At 63.9% G+C, this 24,023-nt stretch carries 27 protein-coding genes; 13 read left to right on the top strand and 14 right to left on the bottom strand.

What is annotated here, in order from left to right:
- Positions 1-47: 47 nt before the first annotated feature.
- Positions 48-1,082, bottom strand: coding sequence for a glutamine synthetase beta-grasp domain-containing protein (locus IVB13_RS38345; RefSeq protein ID WP_247368695.1), 1,035 nt, complete (start codon positions 1,080-1,082; stop codon positions 48-50).
- 538 nt (positions 1,083-1,620) lie between these two features.
- Here IVB13_RS38345 and IVB13_RS38340 point away from each other — a divergent pair.
- The 3 genes from IVB13_RS38340 (at position 1,621) to IVB13_RS38330 (ending at position 3,457) form a co-directional block, all read left to right on the top strand.
- Positions 1,621-1,824: a DUF2735 domain-containing protein gene (locus IVB13_RS38340; RefSeq protein WP_007591835.1), complete on the top strand. Its 204-nt coding sequence runs from the start codon at positions 1,621-1,623 to the stop codon at positions 1,822-1,824.
- 168 nt (positions 1,825-1,992) lie between these two features.
- Positions 1,993-2,736 carry a tyrosine-protein phosphatase gene (locus tag IVB13_RS38335; protein ID WP_085352978.1) on the top strand — a complete coding sequence of 248 codons (744 nt, stop codon included), beginning with the start codon at positions 1,993-1,995 and terminating at the stop codon, positions 2,734-2,736.
- A 40-nt stretch (positions 2,737-2,776) separates the two neighbouring features.
- Entirely contained in the window at positions 2,777-3,457 is a 681-nt protein-coding gene (locus tag IVB13_RS38330) for an SDR family oxidoreductase (RefSeq protein WP_085353066.1), read from the top strand.
- On the opposite strand, the gene IVB13_RS38325 is transcribed toward IVB13_RS38330, so the two are convergent.
- A complete protein-coding gene (locus tag IVB13_RS38325; RefSeq protein WP_018456317.1) occupies positions 3,458-3,805 on the bottom strand; it encodes a GrlR family regulatory protein in 348 nt (115 codons plus the stop codon). It abuts the gene before it with no gap.
- Positions 3,806-3,948: 143 nt separating this feature from the next.
- Here IVB13_RS38325 and IVB13_RS38320 point away from each other — a divergent pair, with 143 nt between their 5' ends.
- A complete protein-coding gene (locus IVB13_RS38320) occupies positions 3,949-4,635 on the top strand; it encodes a DUF2161 family putative PD-(D/E)XK-type phosphodiesterase (RefSeq protein ID WP_247368700.1) in 687 nt (228 codons plus the stop codon).
- Positions 4,636-4,730: 95 nt separating this feature from the next.
- Positions 4,731-5,036, top strand: a complete 306-nt coding sequence (locus IVB13_RS38315) for a hypothetical protein (protein ID WP_007591844.1) — start codon at positions 4,731-4,733, stop codon at positions 5,034-5,036.
- Between the two features lie 80 nt (positions 5,037-5,116).
- Here IVB13_RS38315 and IVB13_RS38310 read toward each other — a convergent pair whose 3' ends face one another.
- The 7 genes from IVB13_RS38310 to IVB13_RS38280 form a co-directional block, all read right to left on the bottom strand.
- Complete coding sequence (locus tag IVB13_RS38310) at positions 5,117-5,746, bottom strand: GNAT family N-acetyltransferase (RefSeq protein ID WP_247368702.1); 630 nt, start codon at positions 5,744-5,746, stop codon at positions 5,117-5,119.
- Between the two features lie 149 nt (positions 5,747-5,895).
- A complete protein-coding gene (locus tag IVB13_RS38305; RefSeq protein WP_085352975.1) occupies positions 5,896-6,297 on the bottom strand; it encodes a PaaI family thioesterase in 402 nt (133 codons plus the stop codon).
- Positions 6,298-6,468: 171 nt separating this feature from the next.
- Complete coding sequence (gene kynU, locus IVB13_RS38300) at positions 6,469-7,671, bottom strand: kynureninase (RefSeq protein WP_247368703.1); 1,203 nt, start codon at positions 7,669-7,671, stop codon at positions 6,469-6,471.
- Positions 7,672-7,679: 8 nt separating this feature from the next.
- Positions 7,680-8,519 (bottom strand): tryptophan 2,3-dioxygenase, encoded by an 840-nt coding sequence (gene kynA / locus IVB13_RS38295; RefSeq protein WP_247368706.1) that lies wholly within the window; start codon positions 8,517-8,519, stop codon positions 7,680-7,682.
- 33 nt (positions 8,520-8,552) lie between these two features.
- Positions 8,553-9,362 (bottom strand): alpha/beta hydrolase, encoded by an 810-nt coding sequence (locus IVB13_RS38290; protein WP_247368708.1) that lies wholly within the window; start codon positions 9,360-9,362, stop codon positions 8,553-8,555.
- 228 nt (positions 9,363-9,590) lie between these two features.
- Complete coding sequence (locus IVB13_RS38285) at positions 9,591-10,868, bottom strand: ArgE/DapE family deacylase (RefSeq protein WP_247368709.1); 1,278 nt, start codon at positions 10,866-10,868, stop codon at positions 9,591-9,593.
- 54 nt (positions 10,869-10,922) lie between these two features.
- Positions 10,923-11,648, bottom strand: coding sequence for a pyridoxamine 5'-phosphate oxidase family protein (locus IVB13_RS38280; RefSeq protein ID WP_247368329.1), 726 nt, complete (start codon positions 11,646-11,648; stop codon positions 10,923-10,925).
- 74 nt (positions 11,649-11,722) lie between these two features.
- Between IVB13_RS38280 and IVB13_RS38275 the strand changes: the two genes are divergently transcribed.
- Both IVB13_RS38275 and IVB13_RS38270 read left to right on the top strand, forming a co-directional pair.
- Positions 11,723-13,195, top strand: a complete 1,473-nt coding sequence (locus tag IVB13_RS38275; RefSeq protein ID WP_247368712.1) for a PLP-dependent aminotransferase family protein — start codon at positions 11,723-11,725, stop codon at positions 13,193-13,195.
- 67 nt (positions 13,196-13,262) lie between these two features.
- Positions 13,263-13,511, top strand: coding sequence for a DUF6719 family protein (locus tag IVB13_RS38270; protein WP_247368715.1), 249 nt, complete (start codon positions 13,263-13,265; stop codon positions 13,509-13,511).
- A 3-nt stretch (positions 13,512-13,514) separates the two neighbouring features.
- Here IVB13_RS38270 and IVB13_RS38265 read toward each other — a convergent pair whose 3' ends face one another.
- Both IVB13_RS38265 and IVB13_RS38260 read right to left on the bottom strand, forming a co-directional pair.
- Complete coding sequence (locus IVB13_RS38265) at positions 13,515-13,877, bottom strand: hypothetical protein (RefSeq protein WP_085352965.1); 363 nt, start codon at positions 13,875-13,877, stop codon at positions 13,515-13,517.
- A gap of 35 nt (positions 13,878-13,912) precedes the next feature.
- Entirely contained in the window at positions 13,913-14,077 is a 165-nt protein-coding gene (locus tag IVB13_RS38260) for a hypothetical protein (protein WP_167552240.1), read from the bottom strand.
- A gap of 416 nt (positions 14,078-14,493) precedes the next feature.
- On the opposite strand from IVB13_RS38260, the gene IVB13_RS38255 reads away from it, so the two are divergent.
- Positions 14,494-14,703 carry a hypothetical protein gene (locus tag IVB13_RS38255; protein ID WP_204511014.1) on the top strand — a complete coding sequence of 70 codons (210 nt, stop codon included), beginning with the start codon at positions 14,494-14,496 and terminating at the stop codon, positions 14,701-14,703.
- Between the two features lie 55 nt (positions 14,704-14,758).
- Here IVB13_RS38255 and IVB13_RS38250 read toward each other — a convergent pair whose 3' ends face one another.
- Positions 14,759-15,307 (bottom strand): CreA family protein, encoded by a 549-nt coding sequence (locus IVB13_RS38250; protein WP_085352963.1) that lies wholly within the window; start codon positions 15,305-15,307, stop codon positions 14,759-14,761.
- Between the two features lie 208 nt (positions 15,308-15,515).
- Here IVB13_RS38250 and IVB13_RS38245 point away from each other — a divergent pair, with 208 nt between their 5' ends.
- From IVB13_RS38245 to IVB13_RS38230, 4 genes are all read left to right on the top strand, one after another.
- On the top strand, positions 15,516-17,099 hold the full coding sequence (locus IVB13_RS38245) for a L,D-transpeptidase (protein ID WP_247492603.1): 1,584 nt from the start codon (positions 15,516-15,518) through the stop codon (positions 17,097-17,099).
- Between the two features lie 92 nt (positions 17,100-17,191).
- Complete coding sequence (locus IVB13_RS38240) at positions 17,192-17,761, top strand: glutathione peroxidase (protein WP_247368717.1); 570 nt, start codon at positions 17,192-17,194, stop codon at positions 17,759-17,761.
- A 165-nt stretch (positions 17,762-17,926) separates the two neighbouring features.
- Positions 17,927-18,952, top strand: a complete 1,026-nt coding sequence (locus tag IVB13_RS38235; protein WP_247453836.1) for a polysaccharide deacetylase family protein — start codon at positions 17,927-17,929, stop codon at positions 18,950-18,952.
- Between the two features lie 8 nt (positions 18,953-18,960).
- Positions 18,961-19,512, top strand: coding sequence for a dihydrofolate reductase (locus tag IVB13_RS38230; protein ID WP_247396261.1), 552 nt, complete (start codon positions 18,961-18,963; stop codon positions 19,510-19,512).
- Between the two features lie 11 nt (positions 19,513-19,523).
- On the opposite strand, the gene IVB13_RS38225 is transcribed toward IVB13_RS38230, so the two are convergent.
- Positions 19,524-19,976: a DoxX family membrane protein gene (locus IVB13_RS38225; protein ID WP_018456294.1), complete on the bottom strand. Its 453-nt coding sequence runs from the start codon at positions 19,974-19,976 to the stop codon at positions 19,524-19,526.
- 291 nt (positions 19,977-20,267) lie between these two features.
- The gene (locus IVB13_RS38220) at positions 20,268-22,577 is read right to left on the bottom strand and encodes an NADP-dependent malic enzyme (protein WP_018456292.1); all 2,310 of its coding nucleotides are present in this window, start codon (positions 22,575-22,577) and stop codon (positions 20,268-20,270) included.
- A gap of 275 nt (positions 22,578-22,852) precedes the next feature.
- Between IVB13_RS38220 and IVB13_RS40555 the strand changes: the two genes are divergently transcribed.
- Positions 22,853-23,965: a hypothetical protein gene (locus IVB13_RS40555; protein ID WP_346731726.1), complete on the top strand. Its 1,113-nt coding sequence runs from the start codon at positions 22,853-22,855 to the stop codon at positions 23,963-23,965.
- Positions 23,966-24,023 lie beyond the last annotated feature (58 nt).

The raw sequence follows: 24,023 nt of genomic DNA, 5'->3' as shown, positions 1-24,023 counted from the left end.
ATCGAAGTCCAACCCGGGCCAGCCCCCCAGCCCGGGCCGGGAGGATCTTAGGCGGCGGCCTTCTTGTCGGCCGGCACGGAGGCGATCGTCTTCAGGATCTGCGAAGCGATCTGGTATGGGTCGCCCTGCGAATTCGGACGACGGTCTTCCAGATAGCCCTTGTAACCATTGTTGACGAAGGAGTGCGGCACGCGGATCGAAGCACCGCGATCGGCAATGCCGTAGCTGAACTTGTTCCAGGGCGCGGTCTCGTGCTTGCCGGTCAGACGCTTGTCGTTGTCCGGGCCGTAGACGGCGATGTGGTCCATCAGGTTCTTGTCGAAGGCCGCCATCAGCGCCTCGAAGTACTCCTTGCCGCCGACCGTACGCATGTACTCGGTCGAGAAGTTGGCGTGCATGCCGGAGCCGTTCCAGTCGGTGTCGCCGAGCGGCTTGCAGTGGAACTCGATGTCGATGCCGTACTTCTCGGTCAGGCGCAGCATCAGGTAGCGGGCCATCCACATTTCGTCAGCGGCCTTCTTGGAGCCTTTGCCGAAGATCTGGAATTCCCACTGGCCCTTCGCGACTTCCGCGTTGATGCCTTCATGGTTGATGCCGGCAGCCAGGCAGAGGTCGAGATGCTCTTCGACGATCTTGCGGGCGACGTCGCCGACGTTCGAGAAGCCGACGCCGGTGTAGTACGGACCTTGGGGCGCCGGATACCCCGAGGCCGGGAAGCCGAGCGGACGGCCGTCCTTATAGAAGAAGTATTCCTGCTCGAAACCGAACCAGGCGCCGGAATCGTCAAGGATGGTGGCGCGCTTGTTGGTCGGGTGCGGGGTCTTGCCGTCGGGCATCATGACTTCGCACATCACGAGCACGCCGTTGGTGCGGGCGCCATCCGGGAACACCGCGACCGGCTTCAGCACGCAATCGGAGCTGTGGCCTTCAGCCTGCAGGGTGGAGGAGCCATCGAAGCCCCAGAGCGGAAGCTGCTCGAGCGTCGGGAACGACGCGAATTCCTTGATCTGAGTTTTGCCGCGCAAGTTCGGAGTCGGCGTATATCCGTCGAGCCAGATGTACTCGAGCTTATACTTGGTCATTGAGCCTCTCTGTAGATGATGCGAAAGGTGGGGGCCGCAGGCCCCCGCACGATTGTTTACCCGGCCAACATCGGCCGACCCTTTCCAAGCATTTAACGTGCCAAAAGGCCGCAGCGCGGGAGGTTTTCCACCGCCGCCGGCCCCCTCTTCCCTCCCGGCGGATCGGCCAGTGCGCCGTGCGTCATAGCGGCGCACCTTTGCGTGAAGCTGCATCGCAAAAATCCCGCGGAAATCGCCCGATTTTGAAGCAGGCCGGCCCGGGTCTAAGGTTGCCGGCTAAACGCGCATCAACGTCGGGCAATATTCGCCAAGACTGCGACCGTCGCCCGCAACCTTCGCAACGGCCCACGCGTTAGCCACCCGAGCGCTGCCTTAGAGGAAGCAGAATGCAGTCTGCCTACAAAATAGGCCAAGGGTGATTTCCTTTTCAGCACTTTGCATTTCGGAATGCACGGCCGATATGGGGATTCCAGTAACCACAAGCCAACGAGTCGGGCGCACCATGGAGGCCAGCGCTGCGATCTCGGGAGATACCGCAATGATGAACAATGGACTGAGTCACGGATCTGCACAGATCTACCAATTCCCTGTCGGGGGCCGCTCGGCTCTCGGGGGGCGCCGCAACGGTGAGACCCGCCTTCCCGCCAACCACGCCTCGCTCCCCGTGAACGAGACGATTTGCAGCGGCAGCTGGTACCATCAGGAAGCAGTCGATGAAGCCAAGCCGAAATGGGATCGCTGATGCCTGCGTTCGGTTCAATACCGCCGCGGTCTCTCGATGCCCGGCGTCAGTTCGAAAAAGGGTCGAAACAACGGTGTTTCGGCCCTTTTTGATTCCGGACCTGATTGCGGGATCATATGGTCGCACAGGCGTTCACCGACCGCTTCAGATGCGTGACAAGACACCTCCATGAAAGACTCCCCTACCCGCCATCTCGCCCTGCAAGGCGCCAGCAATTTTCGCGACCTCGGCGGCTATCCGACCGCAGATGGCCGTATCACGCGATGGCGGCAGATCTTCCGCTCCAACCATCTCGGCCAGCTCACTGCTGCCGATATCGAGATCGTCCGCGCGTTGGGCGTGCGCAGCGCCTTCGATTTTCGCGGCGTCGAGGAACGCGCGGCGGGTGTCTGCGTGGTCAACGAGATCGCCGTGCATTCGCTGCCGATCGAGCCGACAGTCGTGGCTGCGCTGCGCGCCGAGCTCGGCAGGGGCAGGTTGACCGCGCCGGTCGCGCTCGAACTCATGCGCGAATCCTATCGCAACTATGTACGCCACAACACGGCCAGTTTCCGCAACCTGTTCGGGCATCTCCTGGAGGACCGCGCGCCGCTCGTGATCCACTGCACCGCCGGCAAGGACCGCACCGGCTTTGCCAGCGCGCTGATCCTGCATGCGCTCGGCGTATCTGATGACGTCATTGCCGAAGATTATCTGCTGACCAACCAGCACTACAAGCGCGACGCATCAAACGTCTCCGATCTTCCCGCCGATGTTCTCGACGCGATCGGCAACGTCGAGGCCTCGTATCTTGCGGCTGCTTTCGAGGCCGTCGGTAGCGAGTATGGCGATCTCGAAACCTACTTGCGCGACGGTCTCGAGCTCGGCACACCGGAGCGGATCGCACTGAAGGCGCGCTATCTGCAATCGTAGGCGGCCGTAAATCTTAAGCGGCCGTGCCGGGAGAACAATGATGCAAGGCAAGGTTCTGATCGTGACCGGCGCACTCGGCGCGCTCGGCAAGGTGGTCGCCGAGACCGCGCTGGCACGCGGCGCGCGCGTGGCCGGCATCGACCATGCGCCATCGCAAATCTCCGCGATGCCTGAGCGCATCGAGATCGGCGGCGTCGATCTGTCCGACGCAGCACAAGCAAAGACGGCGGTCGAGGCAGCGGCGAGACACTTTGGCGGGCTCGACGCGTTGGTCAACATCGCCGGTGGCTTCGCCTTCGAGACCGTCGGCGACGGCGACGTCAAGACATGGCAGCGCATGCATGCGCTCAACGTGCTGACGGCACTCAACGCCTCGCAGGCGGCCCTGCCGCATCTGGCCGCGTCCAAGGCCGGCCGCATCGTCAATATCGGGGCCATGGGCGCGCTTCAGGCCGGCTCCGGCATGGGCCCCTATGCGGCGTCGAAAGCCGGCGTCCACCGGCTCACCGAGGCGCTGGCGAGCGAGTGGAAAGGCAAGGTGACCGTGAACGCGGTGCTGCCCTCGATCATCGACACCAAGGCCAACCGCGCCGACATGCCGAAGGCCGACTTCGCCAAATGGGTGACACCGCAGGAACTCGCCGAAGTCATTCTGTTCCTCGCCAGCGATGCCGCCAGCGGCGTCACCGGCGCGCTGATCCCGGTTGGCGGGCGGGTGTAATCAATCCGGCACCAAGAGCCGGAGATTGCCTCTGAAACGGATGCTCTGCTTGCCGGCGAGCGCGATGCCCTCGCCGTACGCGGTCTCGCCATTGTAAGTGCCACTGAAGCCGATGGTCACGACCTTGCGGCCCCACACCGGGCGCTCGTCGAACGAGGGGGAATGCTCCTCGTTGGTCAGCTCGCCCTTCCACTTGCCGTTGGCCGAGGTGTAGCTGCCGTAGGCGAAGAAGAATGAGTCCCCGCCCCGCATGGTGCCGTCGCGCATCACCATGACGCCTTGGTTGCCGCCCTGGACGGCATCCAGCATTTCGATGCGGATATGATAGAGCCCATTCCTGATGGTCATCTTCGTGAAGCGCCCGATTGTCCCACCCGCAGGATAGCCGGATCATCTGTTCCCGATCAAATGGCGCAGAGCTCTAAGTCCATTCCGGGGCTAAACTGACGCAGACTGATTCTCCGATCGAACGTGACATTCGGAAGCTTCCTTTGGAAACCACGCTCTATCTGCCTGTCAAACGCTTCCTCGAAGAGCTCGGCTTCACGGTCAAGGGCGAGATCGGCGGCTGCGATCTCGTGGGCCTCAGCGCCGGCGATCCTCCGGTGGTGGTGATCGGCGAGCTCAAGCTGACCTTCAATCTCGAGCTGATCCTTCAGGCGGTCGATCGTGCACCGGCCGGCGACGAGGTCTGGATTGCCGCAAAGATGTCAGCGCGCGGCAAGGGACGCGAGACCGACGCACGCTATCGCAATCTCTGTCGCCGCCTCGGCTTCGGCATGCTCGGGGTGACCGACCGCGGTCAGGTCGAGGTGCTGGTGAAGCCGCCGACGGCAGCCCCACGCCGGGAGCCGAAGGTCCGTTCGCGCCTGGTCGCAGAGCATCAGCGCCGCCAGGGCGATCCGGCGCTGGGCGGCAGCACGCGCGCGCCGATCATGACGGCCTATCGGCAGCAGGCACTGGCCTGCGCCTCGGAGCTCGCGGCAGGCCCGCGGCGGGTGAGCGAATTGCGCCGGCGCTGTCCCGATGCCGGCAAGATCATGCTTAACAATGTGTATGGCTGGTTCGAACGCACCGAGCGGGGAATCTACGGGCTGACGGAAGCTGGCCAGGCGGCGCTGAAACGCTGGCCACAACAGCGGGTTGCGGATGTTGCCGGTCTCCCGTCACCACCCTGACACCCAACCGGTGCATAGCTGAGATGCCACACCGATTTCATATTGCAATGCAACATAGACGGCACTAGGTATCCCGGCATCGAAACGAGGCCGTTATGAACGCAGACTGGAATACCAAATATGGCACGCGGCGCGTGCGCCACGATCCGCCGACCTTAGACGAGGCGATCTTCGCCGCCGTCGGCATCACCGATGATCAGGAGCAGCAGGCCGAGATCGCCGCAGCCCTGATGGGCATGCCGCTCGATGTCGTCCAGGCCGAGGTCAAGAAACAGGTTCGCACCAACAGCCGCATCACCTCGACCCGCGTGATCGCCGGCGAACAGGGTGCGCAGCGCTCGGTGGTGGTCGAACGCCGTGTCGTGCGCCGCTTCGGCAACGACAAGCGCACCGGCACCTGAGCGCTTAGTTCCCCTATATCCAGTACAAAGCGGACCGGTTTTACCGGTCCGCTTTTTTTGATTCCAGTCGGCTTTTCAGGTCAGGCGGCGCGATTGCCGTAGATGCTGGAGATGATCTTCCAGCAGGTCGAGTTGAAGCTGAGAAGAGCGCGGCCGGCCGTGAATGGCGAGGCCGCGAGATCAGCGAGTTCGTCCTCAGGCGCCTTGGCGAGATCGATCGTGCCGGTCGATTCGCCATGACGGAATTGCAGATGCGCCCCGAACTTCCTGGCGAGCGCGCGCATCGGGTGATTCTCGGCGCCGGTGGTGATGCGCAGGCACTTGTAGCCTTTCCAGCGCGCTTCCGCGATCAGGCGGCTGAACAGCACGGTGCCGACGTTCTGGCGCCGCGCCGAAGCTTCCACGCTGAAGGCGACCTCGGGCAGCGAATCGCCCTCGGGCGGATGCAGCTCGGCCGCACCGCGGACCACGCCATCGACGATATAGGCGACAATAACGGTGCCGTCCTCGGCACAGCGGGCGGCGTAACGCTCGATAAAACCGTCGTCGAGAAAACCGTTGAAGCGGTCGTGCCGGCTTTCGGCATCGAGCCTCAGCAGGTGATCGCGCAAAAGCGGCAATTCTTCCTGCTGGCTCAAGGTCCGCACGTAGCCCTGAACGGACTTCGGGCGGTTGGTTACTTCAAGTCCAAAATCTGCTGCGAGTGACAAGTCAAAACTCCTCTTGGTGTCCCTCGAGGAGGCGTTCGAATCCCTAGGCCTCCAATATTGTGCATCGCAACAAACTTTTCAAGACCGGAACCTGCCCAAGTTTCGGGCACGGGGGCGACTAATTCGTTAATGGAATCAAGCCCCCGTATTCACACGAGGACCAGCTGGGTCTGCGTCACCACGGCAACCAGCTTGCCGTCCTCGGTCTCCAGCCGGGTGGTCCAGACCTGGGTCCGCCGGCCTCTGTGGACTGGGGTGGCGGTCGCGATCACCGTTGTTCCCTCCTTGGCCCCGCCGATGAAATTGGTCTTGCTCTCGAGCGTGGTTGTGCCCTTGGCGTCCTCCGGCAGATTGATCACGGTGGCCGCTGCGCCGACGGAATCTGCCAGCGCCATCACGGCGCCACCGTGGATGGTGTGATGAAGCGTGCAGAGATCAGGCCTGACCGTCATCCGCGCCACCACGCGATCTTTCCCGGCCTCGACGAACTCGACGCCCTTGAGTTCGGCAAACGGCATCTTCATTGCTTTAATTTTCTCGAGCGGCGTCATCGGATCTCCTCCCAAATCATTCTGCTCACAGGGTGAATTGCTCTTCGCGGCAAAGCAATGACGTCCGAGGTCGTCATTGCGAGCGCAGCGAAGCAATCCAGAATTTTTCTGCGGATACATTTCTGGATTGCTTCGCTGCGCTCGCAATGACGGGGAGACAGCGTTCGTACCTCACGTCACCGCATTCACCACCTGATACTCCGGCCGCCGCCAAATTTCGCCCGCGATCACCTCCTCGATGAACTCGGCTGCCCGCACGATCTCGCCCTCGCCGATATACAGCGGCGTGATGCCAAACCTCATGATGTCAGGCGCGCGGAAATCGCCGATCACGCCACCGGCGATGAGGGCTTGCATCGCGGCATAGCCGCCGTCGAAGGCGAAGGAGACCTGAGAGCCGCGGCGCTCATGCGTGCGCGGCGTAACAAGCTTCAAGGACGGACAGCGGCGTTCGACCTCGGCAATCAGGAGATCGCCGAGGGCCAGCGAGCGGGCCCGGACCTCGGCGATATCGACGCGGTCCCAGATGTCGAGCGAAGCTTCCAATGCCGCCATTGCCAGCACCGGCGGCGTTCCCACGCGCATGCGCTCAACGCCACCTGCGGCCGCATAGGCAAGCTCGAACGCGAACGGCTTTGCGTGTCCCATCCACCCCGACAAAGCGGCGCGCACGCTGTCGGCGTGGCGCGGCGCAACGTAGAGGAAGGCCGGCGCGCCGGGGCCGGCGTTGATGTATTTGTAGGTGCATCCAGCGGCGAAATCCGCGCCGGTGCCTGCAAGGTCAACCGGCAGCGCGCCGGCCGAATGCGCGAGGTCCCAGACCGTGACGATGCCGAGCCCATGCGCTCTTGCAGTCAGCTTCGCCATGTCGTGGCACCGTCCGGTGCGGTAATCGACCTCGGTGATGTAGAGCACCGCGATCTCCTCCGACAACGAAGCCTCGATCTCCTCCGGCGCCACCAGGCGCAATTGATGGCCACGGTCAAGGGTCGCGATCAGGCCTTCGGCCATGTAGAGGTCGGTCGGAAAGTTGCCGGTGTCCGATAGAACGACCTTGCGCGACGCGTTCATGTCGAGCGCGGCGGCGAGCGCCTGATAGACCTTGAGCGACAGCGTATCTCCGACCATGACGGAGCCGGCTTCCGCACCGATCAGGCGCGCGATGCGATCGCCGACATGGCGCGGCTGGGCATACCAGCCAGCCGTATTCCAGGCGCGGATCAAGTCATCGCCCCACTCGGCGGTGATGACGCGGCTGACGCGCTCGGCAACGCCAAGCGGCAACGCGCCGAGCGAATTGCCGTCGAGATAGATCACACCGTCCGGCATATGGAACAGCGCTTTGGTGTCGTCGTAGACGCGAAGCTTGGTCATGGAATTCTCTACAGGATCGTGCGCACGCGCCAGAGTTCCGGAAACAGCTCGACCTCCAGCATGCGCTTGAGGTAGCTGACGCCGCCGGTGCCACCGGTGCCGCGCTTGAAGCCGATGACGCGCTCGACCGTCGTCACATGGTTGAAGCGCCAGCGCCGGAAATAGTCCTCGAAATCGACCAGCTTCTCGGCGAGCTCGTAGAGCATCCAGTGCGTTTCCGGCGCCTCGTAGACGATACGCCAAGCCTGCAGCACACCTTCATTGAAGCTATGAGTCTCGCGAACATCGCGCGCCAGCACGGCCGCAGGCATCTTGAGCCCGTTGCGGTCGGCGAGCCGCAGCACCTCGTCATAGAGGCTTGGCGTTGCGAGCTCGGCTTCGAGCAGCTGCGTTGTTTCCAGATCGTGCGCGTGCGGCTTGAGCATGGCGTGGTTGCGGTTGCCGAGCAGGAATTCGATCTGCCGGTATTGCCGCGACTGGAAGCCTGAGGACTGGCCAAGCTGCGAGCGGAAGCGCGTATACTCGCTGGGCGTCATGGTGCGCAGCACGTCCCAGGCGCCGTTGAGCTGCTCGAAGATGCGCGACATCCGTGCCAGCATCTTCATTGCAGGCTGCACCTCATCCTTCGCGATCGAACGGCGTGCGGAGCTGAGCTCGTGGATGGCGAGCCGCATCCACAGCTCGGTGGTCTGATGCTGGATGATGAACAGCATCTCGTCATGGGCTTCCGACAGGGGATGCTGCGCGCCGAGGATCGCGTCCAGCGCCAGATAGTGTCCATAGGACATGCGCCGGGCGAAATCGGTCTCAGCGCCTTCGCTTGCGGGATCGTATTGGCTGGACGTCATGGCAGGCCCTTTCGATCGATCTTCAAGGCCTCGTCAGTCGAGGCCGATCAGGCGCGCGGTGATGGGCGACGACGGGTCCTTGAGGGCGTCGATCACGGTGAAATGGTTCAGCCCGGGATCGACGACAAGACGCGTCGGCACATCGAAACCAGTCCAGACATTGGCCATCAGATCGGACTGGCGGATGAATTCGGGCCGCTCGTTGCCACCGACCCAGGCGGTCACCGGCGAAGGCCCGCGCGGCAGATGCAGCGCCGCGCTTTCCAGCGTCGCCTCCTCCATCGTCATGCGCAGGGTGTCGTTCATCCTGGTCTTGAGCAGCGGACGCAGATCATGCAGGCCGCTGATGGACAGCGTGCCGGCGACGCGGTTGTAGACGGCGGGCTCCAGCCGGCTGTCGTCGCACAGCATACGCGTAACGAGATGCCCGCCGGCGGAATGGCCGGCGAGCCGGATCGGGCCCGCGACCAGCGAGGCCGCCTTGGCAATCGCTGTGGTGATTTCCGCCGTAATGTCGGAGATGCGCGCGGCCGGCGTCAGCGTGTAGCTTGGCAGTGCCACCGTCCAGCCGTGATGGCGCGCGCCTTCGGCGAGATCAGTCCATGTCGACTTGTCGAAGCGCATCCAGTAGCCGCCGTGGACGAACACGACGAGGCCCTTGCTGTCGCCGTCGGGCAAGATCAGATCGAGGCGCTGGCGCTCACCGGGGCCATAGGCGATGTCAGCGCGAAACTCCTTCAGCCCGGCGCGATAAGCCGCCGCCCGCTCCGCCCACAGCGCCGGTATCTTGTCCGAGCCCGGGATATGGGCCGAATTGGCGTAGGCGTCATCCCAATCGCGCATCGTGCTTCCTCGACGGACTCAAGGCCTTGTGGACCAGGCGCCAGTCTGCCACCAGCGCGGGCGGCATCCTAGTCTTTCTTTAAGCTTAAAGGATTTGGGCGCCGGGGGATTGGGCAGCCGGAAGATGGTTCGTTCCCCAGGGCGCAGCGCAGCGTGAAACGATGCGCTGCTGAACCGCGGTCCAAATGTGCGGTGACGTGGGTCCTGGCTCTGTCCGGGACACGAGGGCTACCCCTGCTCCACCCCGCACCAATCCGCGATGAACAGCGCCATTGCCTTGGTCGTCTTTTTCAGCGAGTCCAGATCGACATATTCATTGAAGCCGTGCATCTCGCCGCCACTCGCGCCGAAGCACAGGCTCGGGATGCCGTGATTGAGGCCGTAGAAGCGGGTGTCGGTAAGCGCGGTGAAGACGAGGTCTTCGATTTGGCCGCCATAGACGGTGCTGAAGGCCTTGCCGAACGCCGCCTCAGGCGCGGTGGCATTGGTCAGCTCATAGCCTTCCGACAAAAAGCCCGACCATTCGATCTCCGGCGGATTGTTGGCGAGGAAGCGGTGGTTGCGTGCGGCGGCGGCGACACGCGCAAGAATCTCCTTCTGGTGATCGGCGATCGACCAGCCCGGCAACACGGCAATCCGGCAATCGACGTCGCACCAGGCCGGCACGCTGGAGGCCCAGTCGCCGCCCTTGATGATGCCGGGGTTGAAGTTGATGGGATGGTTCAGCGTCTTGAAGTGACGATCGGCTTTCGCGCGCTCGTTCCACTCGATCTCGAGTTTTTGCAGCGCCTGGATCAAATGATAGGCCGCCATGATTGCATTCGCGCCGGAGCCGGCGAAGGCGACATGGGTCGGATGGCCCTTCACGCGCAGGCGGAACCAGATCACGCCCACCTGCGAGCGCACCATCTTGCCGCCGGTCGGCTCAGGAATGAAGCAGGCATCCGCACGATAGCCTCGTTGAAGCGTCGAGAGCGCCCCGACGCCGGTGCTCTCCTCCTCGATCACAGACTGGAAGTGAATCCGCGCCGTCGGCCTCAGGCCGGCGGCCCTGATCGCATCGAGCGCGGAGAGCGCTGCGATGGTGCCCGACTTCATGTCGCAGGCACCGCGACCGAACATCTTGCCGTCCTTGATGACGGGCGAGAACGGCGGGGTGTCCCACAATTCCAGCGGCCCCGCGGGCACCACGTCGCAATGGCCCTGGAGGATCAGCGATTTGCCCGCCTCGGTTTTGGGCCGGTACGTGCCGACCACAGTGCGGGCCTTCGAAAAATCGTGCTCGATGGGCCCGAAGCCGCGCAGATCCTTGAGGTCGTCGACATTGATGTGCCAGTCGTCGACCTCGTATCCGCGCGCGCGCAGGAGGTCGCCGATCATGTCCTGGCATGGCCCCTCCGCACCGCGCGTCGAGGGGATCGCGACGAAATCGCGTGTGGTCGCGAGCTGGGCTTCGAAGCCGGCATCGACGGCGTCAAGAATCCTCTGCTGCGTTTCGGCATTCATCCGGCAACTCCAATCGGGCATTGAGATCATCGATGGAGCGCAAGCTAACCGATTTCAGCCGTTCCGGTACTCTGCAAAATAGGCATCCCGCAATGCATCTTCGAGCAGCCGGCCCTCCGAATAGCCATTCAGTGTCGCCGGCCGGCGCACGCCGTCGAGCAGCCGCGGGCAAGGCTCCGGCGCGCCGAGCACCGTGCGCACCGGGATGCGCTCGGCATAGATCGGCAATTCATAGTCCTCGTCGTCGTCGGCGACACCCTTGGCCCGGATTTTCGCGGAGGCCTCCTCGATCTCCATCGCGATAAAGGAGGTCGCCTTGATCTCCTGGGTGTTGCTCGCCCGCAGGCTCGCGGTGCGATCGGGGAAGAAGCGGTCGACCATCGCGATGACCGCGCGCTCTTTCTCGTCGGGATCGGTGACGAGATAGGCGGTGCCGAATGCCATCACGGCGCGGTAGTCGGCCGAGTGATTGAATCCGCAGCGCGCCAGCACCAGGCTGTCGAGATGGGCGACCGTCAGGCACACACGCTCGCCCCTGGTCTGGTTGCGCAGCATGCGGCTGGCGCTTGAGCCGTGCCAGTACAGCTTCGTCCCTTCGCGCCAGAAGAAGGTCGGCGTGCAATAGGGCTGGCCGTCGATCGCGTAGGAGACGTGGCAGAGCATCGAGGAATCCAGGATGCGATGAACGGTGTCGTGATCGTAGAAGCCGCGGTCATGACGGCGCTTCACCTGGTTGCGCGTGGATATCGGATAGGAATTCTGGTTCTCGGTCTGGCTCACGGCCGCTCCTGTCGGATTTGAACAATGCCAGAACAGTTGTAGGCGCGGATTTGGTCTGCGATAGTGCCAATTCCATGCGAAAAATTCCGACCAATTCCGTCCCGTCGCCCGCCAAGGCCGAGCTGCCGCTCGACCTCGCAGGCCCGCACATCACGGCTGGCGCCTCGTCGGCGCACCGGCTGTATCAGGCGCTGTGCGAGATGATCGTCGGAGGTCTGGTGAAACCCGGCGAGCCGCTGCCGCCGTCGCGCACGCTGGCCAAACAGACCGGCTTTCGGCGCAATGCCGTCGTCACCGCCTATGAGCGGCTGATCGCCGACGGCTTTGCCGACGCAACCGTCGGCTCCGGCACCTTCGTGGCCGCGCGCATCCCCGCGCGCGCGGCCGAGCCGAAGCGGCCCAAGATCAGCGTCGAAACGCCGGGGCAAGGCGCGTTTTCACTCGGCTGCACCCATATCGACGCGCGTGCCGTGCAGCATTTCCGGGCCTTTGTCGGCCGTCGCATGCGCGCCTTCGGCGCGGAGCATCTGCACTATGGCGATCCCCGTGGCAGCCGCGAACTGCGTGCGGCGATCGCCGATCATCTGTTGTCGGCGCGGGGCCTGCGCTGCGATCCCGATCAGATCATGCTGACGTCAGGCACGCTGCACGCGCTGCGCATCGTGCTGAGCGCAATCCTGAAGCCCAACGACCAGGTCTGGTGCGAGGACCCGGGTTACCCCGCCGCGCGCAAGACTATCGCGCATTGCGGCTATCGTGCCGTCTCCGTTCCCGTCGACGCGCACGGCATGCGGGTCGCCAAAGGCCGCGCAGCGGCGCCGTCCGCGCGCGCAGCCTATGTGACGCCGTCGCACCAGTTTCCGCTGGGTGTGCAGATGTCGATGCCGCGGCGGCTCGAGCTGCTGGACTGGGCCAGGCAGGCCGGCGCCTTCGTGCTGGAAGACGATTACGACAGCGAATTCCGTTACGACGGCGCGCCGCTGATGTCGCTGGCCGGCATCGATCATCTCCAGCGCGTGATTTACATGGGTACGTTCGCCAAGACGTTGTTTCCGGGCCTGCGCATCGGCTATTGCGCCCTGCCCGAGCGCTTGATTGCGGATGTGACCGCGGCGCGGGCTGCGCTCGACCGCTTTCCCGGCACGCTGATGGAGGGTGCGGTGGCCGACATGCTCAATTCCGGCGCGTTCGCGGCGAACCTGAAGCGCGTGCGCAAGCTTTACCGCGAGGCGCGCGACGCGCTGGCCGGGAGGCTCGAAGCCGCATCCGATGGCGTGCTGTCGGTGCCGGTCCCATCACAGGGTCTGCATCTAGTCGCCCGGTTCGATCCCTCGGTCGATCCGCTCGTGGCGGCGAAAGCCAAGCAGGCCGCGGGCGCCGAAGGCTGGCTGTTGGCCGACACCTATTCACGCGCGCGCCCACAGCCCGGTTTCGTGCTGGGATTTTCCGGCCACGCGGTTTCGAAGCTCGTGGCCTCCGCCGAACGACTCGCGCGGGAATCGCGAGTGGCCTTGCGAGCGAGGCGCACGCCGGCCCGGCGGGCATGATGAACGTTCACTATGAGAATCGGCTGCCGCTCCCTACATTGCGGCATCGATGCCGGGAGCTCACACCATGCCGCTACGCCGCGCGACTTGCCTCTCGCTCCTGATCTTCATCGCACTCGCCGCGACCGCGCGCGCAGGCACGGTCGGACGCGAGCAGGACATCGTCGATCTCAAGCTCGGCCAGCGCGTGCAAGTGGACGACGGAACCTGCCCCGCCGGACAGGTCAAGGAAGTGCGCGGCGCCAAGATGACCGACAAGGGCGTCGCACGGACGAGCACCTGCGTGTCGCGGTTTGGTCCGAAATCAAAGCGATGAGCGCTACTTCGCCGGATCGAACATACATTGCAGGGTCGGCTTGGCGATCTTGGTGAAGGTCGGGCCGATTTCGGTCTGCTTTGCGGCCGGCACCCAGTCGGTCTCGATCGTCGGCACCCCGGTCTCGCTGATGCCGCGCAGCAGGGCCTCGCGAAGATCTCGATCCTCGACGACGGCGGCAGCATGATCGTGCAGGCAGCCGCAGACCTCTTCCGGATGCTCCCATCGCCCGAGCATGCGCGGCGCGCATTGCCTCACGAACTCGGTACGGGGATCGGGTAATCTGGAGGGAGAGCGCACTTGCGCCTGAACGGCACTGATCGTCAGAAGGGATATGAACGCCGCGGCGCAGGAACGAGCAAGCATGATGGCCTTTATTGGCTGATTTTTCTTGTTGGCGATCAGAAGCGCGCGGCAACCACGATCGGCTGCGGTGCCGGGGTCATGATCGGCGAGCCGCTGTACTGGAAAGTACCGATACCCGGGACATTGCCGTCCGGCGAGCCTGCGAACGAGGAGCCGGCGAGCACGAAACCGAAAGCAAGGATGAGGCTGAGCGTGCGCATGAAGTTCTCTCCGAATTCGGTGGCCGGCGTGCGTCGTCGTCGTTGTGAGATTGATAACCATGGGCGGTTTCGCGCGTGATGCGCCAAAGCCGGAAAATGGTTTCGTCTCCGTGAGAATTGTTTCGTCCCGCTCGAGGCGACGACATATTCCATGAAAATCTCAATCTTTTCAGATGGGTCGTGCGGTCACCCAATGTAGCCTGGCAGGTTCCGGCGAGCTCGGATGCGCCGCGGAACGCCGGCGCCGTCATGATCCCGCCTCACACCCTTCACATGCGTTTTACGTTTTTCTGCTGAAGAGAAGCCGAACGAAGGCTGGGTCCTGTCGAACCGGGGGCGCTTCGACTGCGACCCAAGCTATCGAGACCGAGGACGCCCGAGCATCGCCGAGCGCGTTCATGTGAGGAACAGCCATCATGACCGCGCAGAATCGCGCAACGACGCGCGATGCGGACCAACGAACGGACCGCCGGGAGCAACGACCTGTTCACAGCAGTGCCCATTCGCCTGGCGAAATGGCGCTGCAATCGAGCCGGGGCTTTGAGGCCACGCCGCAGTCATTCGTGCGGCTGACCGGCTCGCATCTTGCAAAACCGCGCGCCATCCGCGCTGACATCATCGAGTGAACGCAAACCCCTCACTGAGTGCACGCGAGAGCGTCACTGAGTGAACGCAAGAGCGTCACTGAGTGAAGAACTCTCCGCACTTCTGGACGTTGGCGTCCGCCGGTCCCCACGGCATGACCGGCACGGTCGAGGTCGAGTTCTTCGGCGAACCCTCGATCAGCCTGTCCGAATAGACCATGTAGACCAGCACGTTGCGCTTCGCGTCACAGCCGCGCACGATCTGCATCTTCTTGAAGAACAGCGAGCGGCGCTGGCGGAACATGTCGTCGCCCTGCTCCATCTTGTTCTTGAACTTGATCGGGCCGACCTGACGGCAGGCGAGCGAAATGTCCGAGACTTCCTCGGCAAGGCCCAGCCAGCCCTTGAAGCCGCCCTTCTCCGGCACCGTAAAATGACAGGCCACGCCCTCGACTTCAGGATCGTCGAGGCCGTAGGTCGCAAGCTTGTCGTTCGGGCTCATCCATTTGAACACGGTCGAGCGGCGAAAGATCAGATCCGGCTCGTCGGCGGCGAAGGCGGACGCTGCCGGCACGGTCAACGCCATGAGGAATAAAGCGAGGCCTTTCAAGCGGATGCTGGAAAGACTGGGGAAACGAGATGACATGAACCTCTCCGGTAACAACTTCCAGCAATGTAGGGATGAGGCGACCGATCAGGAAGACGACCGGCAAGCCGACACGGCCGCCGTTTACCGCTCCGTGAGGCTTTTTTGCTACGCTTTGGACAAATGTAGCTGATGGCAGAACCGCCATGCTGGTGAACGCGTATCCCCTCTGAGAGACTAACATCTGATTTGGATTATGGATTCGAGGATGAACAGCGTGAACGGGGCCGGTTTTTCTGCCAAGCCGACGCGGCTTTGGCAGGTCGCCATTTTGGCGGCGGCGGGTGCGATCGGCACGGCAAGCCAGGCGGACGCAGCGTTTTATTACTGGACGGACTATTCCGACGGGTCCTACGGGCGCCAGGAGCGCCATCTCGACGTCCCGCGCCAGAAACCGCAGAAGCGCGGTGCGGTCGGCAAAAAAGACCTTGTTGCCGAAAAAGAAGCCGGCACCAAACCGCAAGGTCCTCTCGTCATCGTCGTCTCGATCGACCGGCAGAAGGTCACGGTCTACGACAGCAAAGGCGTGTTCGCGGAATCCCCGGTTTCGACGGGCATGAAGGGCCATTCGACGCCGATGGGTGTGTTCAGCGTCATCCAGAAGCACAAATTCCACCACTCCAACATCTATAGCGGCGCGCCGATGCCGTACATGCAGCGGATCACCTGGTCGGGCGTTGCCATGCATGCCGGCGTGCTGCCGGGCTATCCGGCCTCGCACGGCTGCATCCGCATGCCGATGGCGTTCGCGGTGAAGATGTGGAACTGGACCAGGATGGGCGCGCGCGTGATCGTTTCGCCCGGTCAGATGTCGCCGCAGAAGTTCTCACATCCGCTGCTTGCCTCGCTGCGCGTGCCACCGCAACCCGCGGCCAGCCTCGAGCCGCAGACCAATGCCGGCGACAAGGCCGACAAGGGCACGGCCAATACCGCGGCCACCGAAGCAAAGCCGGTTGAAACGAAAACCGCCAGCGCCGACGGCGTGCCCGAGCTGCGCTCGTCGGTCGGCCACACCGTGATGTCGGACGTGACCACCGGATATGCCCCAGCCCGCGAGGAGGCCCCGGCATCGGCCGACAACACCGAGACAACGGCAAAGCCCGAGACCAAGCCCGCTGAGGCGGCGGACGCGGCCAAGCCAGAGGCCGGAGACGCCGCGCAGCCCGCGAACACTGAAGCGAAGCCTGTCGACGCCGCGGAGACGCCGAAGTCCGAACTCGCGAAGACATCCGATGCACCGGCCGCGGCGCCAGCGCAGGCGGCCACGACCGACGTCAAGAAGGGCGAAACCCGCGTTGCCGATCCGGCGCCCGTGGCAAAACCTGAAGCGCCCAAGCGAGCGGGCCAGATCGCGGTCTTCATCAGCCGCAAGGATTCCAAGCTCTACGTGCGGCAGAACTTTGCGCCGCTGTTCGAGGTGCCTGTCACAATCGCCGCGAGTGATCGGCCGCTCGGCACGCATGTCTTTACCGCCGAAATCGACAAGGCCGATTCCAATGCGCTGCATTGGTCGGTGGTGTCCTTGCCAGTGTCGGTCCGTTCTGCCGCGCGCGAAGATGACGGCCGCGTGACAGGCCGCCAACGTGGCGCGGCGGTGATTCCCGTCGCCGTAAAGCCTGTGGTCCCGCCGGACAGTCCAGCCGAGGCCCTGGACCGCGTCTCGATCCCGGCCGACACGATCGCGAGGATCAACGAAATGCTGACATCGGGCGGCTCGATCATCGTCTCCGACCAGGGCATCAACCAGGGCGAGACTGGCGAAGGCACCGATTTCATCGTCCGCCTGTACTAACGCGCCTCATCGCGGCAGATAACGCCGTGTTGACGACGCCGCTCGCACCGACGGGGTAACATGCGCCCCGGATCATTTCGGGGGACGCCGTTATGATGAACCGCAGGACCATACTCATCGCCGCCTTTGCAGGCACGCTGGCGCCGGCGACGCGTGCACTGGCGGATGGCGGCATGAGCCGAATTTCCGCCTACGCCTTCTCTTTCCCGGCATTGTCAGGCGACGACATCCGCCTTGCGGCCTTCACTGGCAGGCCGCTGCTGGTGGTGAACACCGCTTCGCTCTGCGGTTACACGCCGCAATATGCCGGCCTGCAAGACATCTGGGGCGAGTTTCGCGAACGCGGCCTCACCGTCATTGGCGTGCCCTCCAACGATTTCGGCGGACAGGAGCCCGGCGGCACCAGTGAGATCTCGGAAACCGCCCACCACCAATACGGCGTGACCTTCCCCATCGCGGCCAAGGCCGTCGTGGTCGGTGCAAAGGCGCATCCATTCTACAAATGGGCGGCAGAGGCGCGCCCGCGAGAAGTTCCGCGCTGGAACTTCCACAAATATCTGATCGGCCGGGACGGCTATATCGCCGATGTCTTTGCATCCGCGGTCGAACCGGCCGACACGCGGATCAAGACGGCGATCGCCAAGGCGCTGGCCGACACTTGACGCCACGCGTCCCCAACCCGGTTGGGCACAATTGGGCTGGCGCGCCAAACAGCCGTTGCAATGGCGAGGGCCCACCATCTAGGCTAGGATTGTTATGGGCAGGATGGTTTTGCCGAAGGCGAAAAGCCGCGGCGGAACAACGGGATCAATCTCGAGGACAACACCATGCGTGTGGCGGCAGGACTGATATTGGCAAGCGCGATGTCTCTGGCGATGACGGGCGCGGCATGGTCGCAGACCCCGGCTGCAAAGCCCGCCGCCGCGACGCAGGCCGCACCGGCGGCAACACCGGCTGCGGCTGCGCCCGCTGCAGCTCCCGCACCCGCTCCTGCAGCAGCCGCCGCGCCGGCGGGCTTCGTCAATCCTCCGCCGCCTAAGCAGGCGCCGCAGCCCGCCCGCGCAGCCTGCAACACGCCGGGCGCGCTTGGGGTCGCCCGCACCGTCGAGATCGACACCACGGGCGGTCCTGGCTTCGGCTTCGAGCATTTCAAGGAGCTCGATTTCCTGCGCGACCACGAGGTAGTGCTGACCTTCGACGACGGCCCCTGGCCCAAGAACACGCCCGCGGTGCTGAAGGCGCTCGCCGACGAGTGCACCACCGGCATCTTCTTCTCGATCGGCAAGCACGCGACCTACGAGCCGGAGATCCTGAAGCAGGTCTACGCGGCCGGCCATACCGTGGGCACCCACACCTGGTCGCACGCCAACCTCAACAACAAGAAGCTCACGGAAGCGCAGCGCAAGGAAGAGATCGAGAAGGGTCTTTCCGCGGTGAAATGGGCGCTCGGCGGCATTTCGCCCTCGCCTTTCTTCCGCTTCCCGGCGCTCCAGCATCCGCCGGAGATGGTCACCTATCTCGGCAACCGCAACACGGCGATTTTCTCCTGCGACATCGACTCCTTCGACTTCAAGGCCTCGAAGCCCGAGAAGGTGGTCGAGACCGTCATGAAGAAGCTCGACAGCAAGGGCAAGGGCATCATCCTGATGCACGACTTCCAGAAGCACACTGCGGAAGCCCTTCCCGAATTGCTCAAGCGCCTGAAGGCTGGCGGTTACAAGGTGGTGGCGATGCGCGCCAAGTTCCCGGCCTCGACGCTGCCGGAATACGACCAGGATCTGCTCAAGGACGTCAAGCTGCCGACGGTGAGCAACCGGCCAGTCAACAGCGTCGTGACGACGGTCTCCGAATAGCCGCGCCCTTGTCCTTTCGCATCGAAGGCTACGTCATCGTCTCCGCGGACGGCATGCTCGCCGACGCGGAGCATGTCATGCCCGACAGCCTGAAGTTCGAAGGCGACAAGCTGTTCTTCGAGCAGGCGCTCGATCGCGCCGCGCTGATCGTGCACGGCCGTCACTCGCATGAGCAGCAGCCGAATTCACCCAAGCGCAAGCGCCTGATCCTGACCCGCAAGATCCAGACTCTGACCGTCGATCCCGAGATGCCGAACGCGACCTTGTGGAATCCGGCTCACGCCAGCTTTGAGGACGCCTGTGCGTTCGCCGATGTCGCTTCCGGCACCATCGCAATCATCGGCGGCCCCGTCGTGTTCGACATGTTCATGGATCGCTACGATACGTTCTGGCTGTCGGAAGCCCCGCACCTTCGGCTGCCCGGCGGCGAGGGCTGTTTTGTCGAAGTACCGGGGCGCACGCCTCAGGAGGTGCTGGCCTCACACGGGATGAAGCCGGGCGCGCCGTATCTGCTCGACGCCGCGCATGACGTGACGGTGACGCCATGGCGCAGGACGTAGTGGCTTAACCTTTATACGTCCCCGTAGGCCGCCTCGGCCGGACGCGTGGCGCGCCCGTAGCCCATGATCATGAACAGGGCGCCGATGATCGACAGGTTCTTGAGCGCGTCGACCAGCATCTTGCCGTTGTCAGGCGGCACCTGGTTCCAGAAGTCGTAGAACAGGAAGGTCGCGACCGCGACATAGATAATCATCAGCATCGCGAAGAAGCGCGCGCCGAAATTCAGCGCGATCATCACGCCTGCGATGATCTCGAGCACGCCGACTGCGATCGCCAGCAGTTGCGGCGTGGTCATGGCCGTCGCCGTCTCGATCTGCTTGGCGTAAGGCGCGATCATGTCGGGCATCACGACCTTGGCGGCGATGAAATCAACGGTCGCCTGCATGGCAAACAGTCTTGCCGCACCCGTGTAGATGAACAGCACGGCGAACAGGATCCGCCCGAAAGTCACGAACGCTGGCATGATCGGCCTCTTTGCTCAGGCTTTTGAATTCTCGCGAAAGCACTTCGCGATTATGAAGATACATTCGCCGGTTTACAAACGGGGAAATGGCTAACTGCGAGCAATTCAAAGTTGGTGGCCCGGCACTGCACCTTCTTACCTTGTGGGAGAAGGTGCAGTGCCGGATGAGGGGTCTCGCTCTGCAAATTCAACCGTGAGAAATGTGCGCGCGGAAGCAACCCCTCACCCGTCTCGCCGCTCCGCGGCGAGCCACCCTCTCTCACAAGGGGAGAGGGGAAGGCCACGCACGCCCTACGTAAACAACGTCGGCTGCTGCCGCGACGCGCGCTCCTGCGCTTCCACCACAGCCACTGCGGTCATGTTGAGGATGCCGCGCGCCGTTACCGACGGGGTGAGGATGTGAGCCGGGCGCGCCGGGCCGATCAGGATCGGCCCGACGGGGAGCGCGTCCGCCAGCGACTTGATCATCTGATAGGCGACGTTGGCGGTGTCGAGGCTTGGCATGATCATGATGTTGGCTTCGCCCTCGAGCTTGGAGTGCGGCAGCACCATCTTGCGCGCGGCGGCCGAGAGCGCGGTGTCGCCTTGCATCTCGCCGTCGGCCTCGAGTTCCGGATGCTTCTCCTTCAGGAGCTGGGTTGCCCGGCGCATCTTGCGCGAGGATTCCGTGTCGTAGCTGCCGAAATCCGAATGCGAGACGAAGGCGATCTTCGGCTTGATGTTGAAGCGTTGGACGTGGACCGCCGCGAGCGAGGCGATCTCGGCGAGCTCTTCGGCGCTCGGATTGGGCCGCACCTGGGTGTCGGCGATGAAGAAGGCGCCCTTGCTCGTGATCAGCAGCGCCAGCGCCGCATAGTCGCTGATTCCCGGGGTGAACCCGACGATCTCGCGAACATGGCGCAGATGGCTCATGTAGCGGCCCTCGACGCCGCAGAGCATGGCGTCCGCCTCTCCGCGCACCACCGCGAGCGCCGCGATGACGGTGTTGTTGGTGCGCACCACCGTGCGCGCCGCATCCGGCGTCACGCCGCGGCGGCCGGCGACCTCGCCATAGGACTGCACGTAGGAGCGGTAGCGCGGATCGTCCTCGGGATTGACCAGGTCGAAGTCCCTGCCGGCCTTGATAGACAGGCCGAAGCGCTCGATGCGGGCCTCGACCACCGACGGACGTCCGACCAGGATCGGCATCGCCAGCTTCTCTTCCAGCACCACCTGGGTGGCGCGCAGCACGCGCTCATCCTCGCCTTCGGCGTAGATCACGCGCACCGGTTGGGTCTTGGCCTTGGCGAACATCGGCTTCATGACGAGGCCGGAGCGGAAGGCGAAGCGCTCGAGCAACGCGGTGTACTCGTCGAAATTGGTGATGGGCCGGGTCGCAACGCCCGATTCCATCGCGGCCTTCGCCACCGCCGGCGCGATGCGCAGGATCAATCTCGGATCAAAGGGACTCGGGATCAGCGAGCCCGGGCCAAACCCTTGCGTCTCGCCGGTATCGAAGCCTTGCGCGACCGCATCGGACGGCGCCTCGCGCGCGAGCTGCGCGATGGCCTCGACGGCGGCGTGCTTCATCTCCTCGTTGATCGCGGTGGCGCCGACATCGAGCGCGCCACGGAAGATGAAGGGAAAGCACAGGACGTTGTTGACCTGGTTCGGATAGTCGGAGCGGCCAGTGCAGATCATGGCGTCGGGACGGGCTTTGCGCGCCTCCTCCGGCATGATCTCCGGCGTCGGATTCGCGAGCGCCATGATGAGCGGCTTGTCGCCCATCGCCTTGGCCATCTCGGGCTTGAGCACGCCCGGTGCGGAGAGGCCGATAAAGATGTCGGCGCCGCCGATGACGTCGGCGAGCGTGCGCTTGTCGGTCTTCTGCGCATAGACCGCCTTCCAGCGGTCCATCGTGGTGTTGCGGCCTTCGTGAACAAGGCCGTCGATGTCGCAGACCCAGATGTTCTTGCGCTGCGCCCCCATCGACACCAGCAGGTTCAGTGTCGCAAGCGCTGCGGCCCCTGCCCCCGATGCCACGATCTTGACGTCCGACAGGTTCTTGCCGTTCAGGCGCAGACCGTTGGTGATCGCGGCGGCGACGATGATCGCGGTGCCGTGCTGGTCGTCGTGAAAGACCGGGATCTTCATGCGCTCCTTGAGCTGCGCCTCGATCTCGAAGCATTCCGGTCCGCGGATGTCCTCGAGATTGATGCCGCCGAAGGTCGGCTCGAGCGCGGCCACGGTCTCGACCACGCGTTCGATGGTGTCGGCCGCGATCTCGATGTCGAACACGTCAATGCCGGCGAATTTCTTGAACAGGACCGCCTTGCCCTCCATCACCGGCTTCGAGGCCAGCGGGCCGATATTGCCGAGGCCGAGCACGGCGGTGCCGTTCGAAACCACGGCAACCAGGTTGGAGCGTATCGTCAGCGTCGCCGCTTCCGCGGGGTTCTTGGCGATCTCCATGCAGGCGGCGGCGACGCCGGGGGAATAGGCCAGCGCGAGGTCGCGCTGGTTGGCGAGCGGCTTGCTCGCCTGGATCTCGAGCTTTCCGGGGCGCGGCAGCCGATGATAGGCCAGCGCCGCCTGGTGGAGATCATCAGAATAGGACGACATGCGGTGTCTTGCCTCGCGTTACCGGCCTCAAACTACGTTGTCCTGACCGGCCCGCCTTCGGGTGGTATTTCCGGGTCATGGAAACGGGATGAAGCACGTCGGGCGGCCCGGTGGCAACATCCGATTGCGGCCCCATCAACAGGGCGCGCGGTCAAATATCTGATAGCGCTCGCTTTCCCTGGACCGCGCGTTGCTTTGCGAATATGGCAGGTTGCGTGCTGCAACGCGAGCAACTGGAGCTGGGAATGAAGTGAATCCTGATCGGCTTCATCGTCGTGGCCGTGGTGGGCGCGGGCGGATGGTTGGGCTTCAGCTTCTACGCAAAACATCGCGTCACCGCCGAGGTTGAGACCGCGTTCGAGCAAATCCGCAAGCAAGGCGGCAAGGCTAGCTACGGCAAGATCGCCTTCGATCTGCCCACGCGCACCCTCACGATCGAGGACATCGCGGTTACGCCGGGCAAGGCACCGCAGGCGCAGATCAGGATCGCCGCCATCAAGGGCACGGGCGTTCGCCAGATCGACGAAACAAGGATCTCGGCCGACGCCGTCGACATCACCGGGCTCGAGGTTACGCTGGACCAGATCGGCGCTGCCAAGCTGAAGGTCGCGTACAAGATCCCGCACCTGGTCATGCGCGACTATGCCGGTCCTGTTCAGGCGGGTCAGGTGCCGGCGGACAGCTCGCTGGTCGATATGTACCGCTACGTGCTCGGCCAATATGCGAGTGTCGCTGCATCGTCGCTCACGGCTCCGACCCTCACGATCAGCTTCGATTCCCGCGCCGCCGGCAGCGGCGAGGTCACCTATTCCGAACTGGCGATCCAGAACCTAAAGCACGGCAAGATCGACGGGATGAAGTCGGACCGCGCCGTGATCTCGGTCGACGTGAAGCAACCCGGCAAGACGGACAAGCTGACGGGTGAATCGTCGAACATCATCGTCAACGATTTCGACGCGACCGCGATCATCGCCGCGCTCGATCCGCAGACGGCCAGCGACGACAGCTATCGCCGGGTCTATCGGCAGGTCTCGACGGCCCCTATGCGCTCAAATCGGCACAGGGGATGCGAGTGGATGTCGACGGGTTCACCATGGAAGACATCGCCGTCCAGCCGTCGAAATTCCGGCTGGCCGAGATATTTGCCGCGCTGCCACGGGATCAATCGGCCCCGCCGACTCCGGCGCAGGCACGCGAGCTGCTGGAGAAGCTCGCCGGAGTTTATGAGGGTCTTCGCATCGGTAAGGCCGAAATCGGCAAGATGTCGGTCGGCACGCAAGGAACGGCCACGGTTGGTGCCATCTGATTTCGCGACGGCGAGTTCGCGGTCGAAGGCGTCGACGCGCCGTCTCCGCAGGGACAGTTCAAGATGGAGCGCTTTGCGCTGAAGTCCTTCAGCACGGCGAGTTTGATGCGCTGGGCAGCAAGCCTCACCACTGCCGGGCG

The sequence above is a fragment of the Bradyrhizobium sp. 17 genome (assembly GCF_023073515.1).
Lineage (GTDB): Bacteria > Pseudomonadota > Alphaproteobacteria > Rhizobiales > Xanthobacteraceae > Bradyrhizobium > Bradyrhizobium canariense_D.
The sequence above is the reverse complement of the archived record's forward strand: the minus strand, read 5'-3'. Positions and strand labels throughout refer to the sequence as shown.

Bases quoted from the DNA above. Each gene is read 5' to 3' on its own strand.
- IVB13_RS38340 (WP_007591835.1), top strand. From the start codon at position 1,621: ATGATGAACAATGGACTGAGTCACGGATCTGCACAGATCTACCAATTC.
- IVB13_RS38305 (WP_085352975.1), bottom strand. From the start codon at position 6,297: ATGACGCCGCTCGAGAAAATTAAAGCAATGAAGATGCCGTTTGCCGAA.
- IVB13_RS38275 (WP_247368712.1), top strand. From the start codon at position 11,723: ATGCGAAAAATTCCGACCAATTCCGTCCCGTCGCCCGCCAAGGCCGAG.
- IVB13_RS38315 (WP_007591844.1), top strand. From the start codon at position 4,731: ATGAACGCAGACTGGAATACCAAATATGGCACGCGGCGCGTGCGCCAC.
- kynA (WP_247368706.1), bottom strand. From the start codon at position 8,519: ATGACGTCCAGCCAATACGATCCCGCAAGCGAAGGCGCTGAGACCGAT.
- IVB13_RS38290 (WP_247368708.1), bottom strand. From the start codon at position 9,362: ATGCGCGATTGGGATGACGCCTACGCCAATTCGGCCCATATCCCGGGC.
- IVB13_RS38270 (WP_247368715.1), top strand. From the start codon at position 13,263: ATGCCGCTACGCCGCGCGACTTGCCTCTCGCTCCTGATCTTCATCGCA.
- IVB13_RS38255 (WP_204511014.1), top strand. From the start codon at position 14,494: ATGACCGCGCAGAATCGCGCAACGACGCGCGATGCGGACCAACGAACG.
- IVB13_RS38325 (WP_018456317.1), bottom strand. From the start codon at position 3,805: ATGACCATCAGGAATGGGCTCTATCATATCCGCATCGAAATGCTGGAT.
- IVB13_RS38285 (WP_247368709.1), bottom strand. From the start codon at position 10,868: ATGAATGCCGAAACGCAGCAGAGGATTCTTGACGCCGTCGATGCCGGC.
- IVB13_RS38265 (WP_085352965.1), bottom strand. From the start codon at position 13,877: ATGCTTGCTCGTTCCTGCGCCGCGGCGTTCATATCCCTTCTGACGATC.
- IVB13_RS38245 (WP_247492603.1), top strand. From the start codon at position 15,516: ATGAACAGCGTGAACGGGGCCGGTTTTTCTGCCAAGCCGACGCGGCTT.
- IVB13_RS38330 (WP_085353066.1), top strand. From the start codon at position 2,777: ATGCAAGGCAAGGTTCTGATCGTGACCGGCGCACTCGGCGCGCTCGGC.
- IVB13_RS38220 (WP_018456292.1), bottom strand. From the start codon at position 22,577: ATGTCGTCCTATTCTGATGATCTCCACCAGGCGGCGCTGGCCTATCAT.
- IVB13_RS38250 (WP_085352963.1), bottom strand. From the start codon at position 15,307: ATGTCATCTCGTTTCCCCAGTCTTTCCAGCATCCGCTTGAAAGGCCTC.
- IVB13_RS38345 (WP_247368695.1), bottom strand. From the start codon at position 1,082: ATGACCAAGTATAAGCTCGAGTACATCTGGCTCGACGGATATACGCCG.
- IVB13_RS38260 (WP_167552240.1), bottom strand. From the start codon at position 14,077: ATGCGCACGCTCAGCCTCATCCTTGCTTTCGGTTTCGTGCTCGCCGGC.
- kynU (WP_247368703.1), bottom strand. From the start codon at position 7,671: ATGACCAAGCTTCGCGTCTACGACGACACCAAAGCGCTGTTCCATATG.
- IVB13_RS38235 (WP_247453836.1), top strand. From the start codon at position 17,927: ATGCGTGTGGCGGCAGGACTGATATTGGCAAGCGCGATGTCTCTGGCG.
- IVB13_RS38225 (WP_018456294.1), bottom strand. From the start codon at position 19,976: ATGCCAGCGTTCGTGACTTTCGGGCGGATCCTGTTCGCCGTGCTGTTC.
- IVB13_RS38240 (WP_247368717.1), top strand. From the start codon at position 17,192: ATGATGAACCGCAGGACCATACTCATCGCCGCCTTTGCAGGCACGCTG.
- IVB13_RS38335 (WP_085352978.1), top strand. From the start codon at position 1,993: ATGAAAGACTCCCCTACCCGCCATCTCGCCCTGCAAGGCGCCAGCAAT.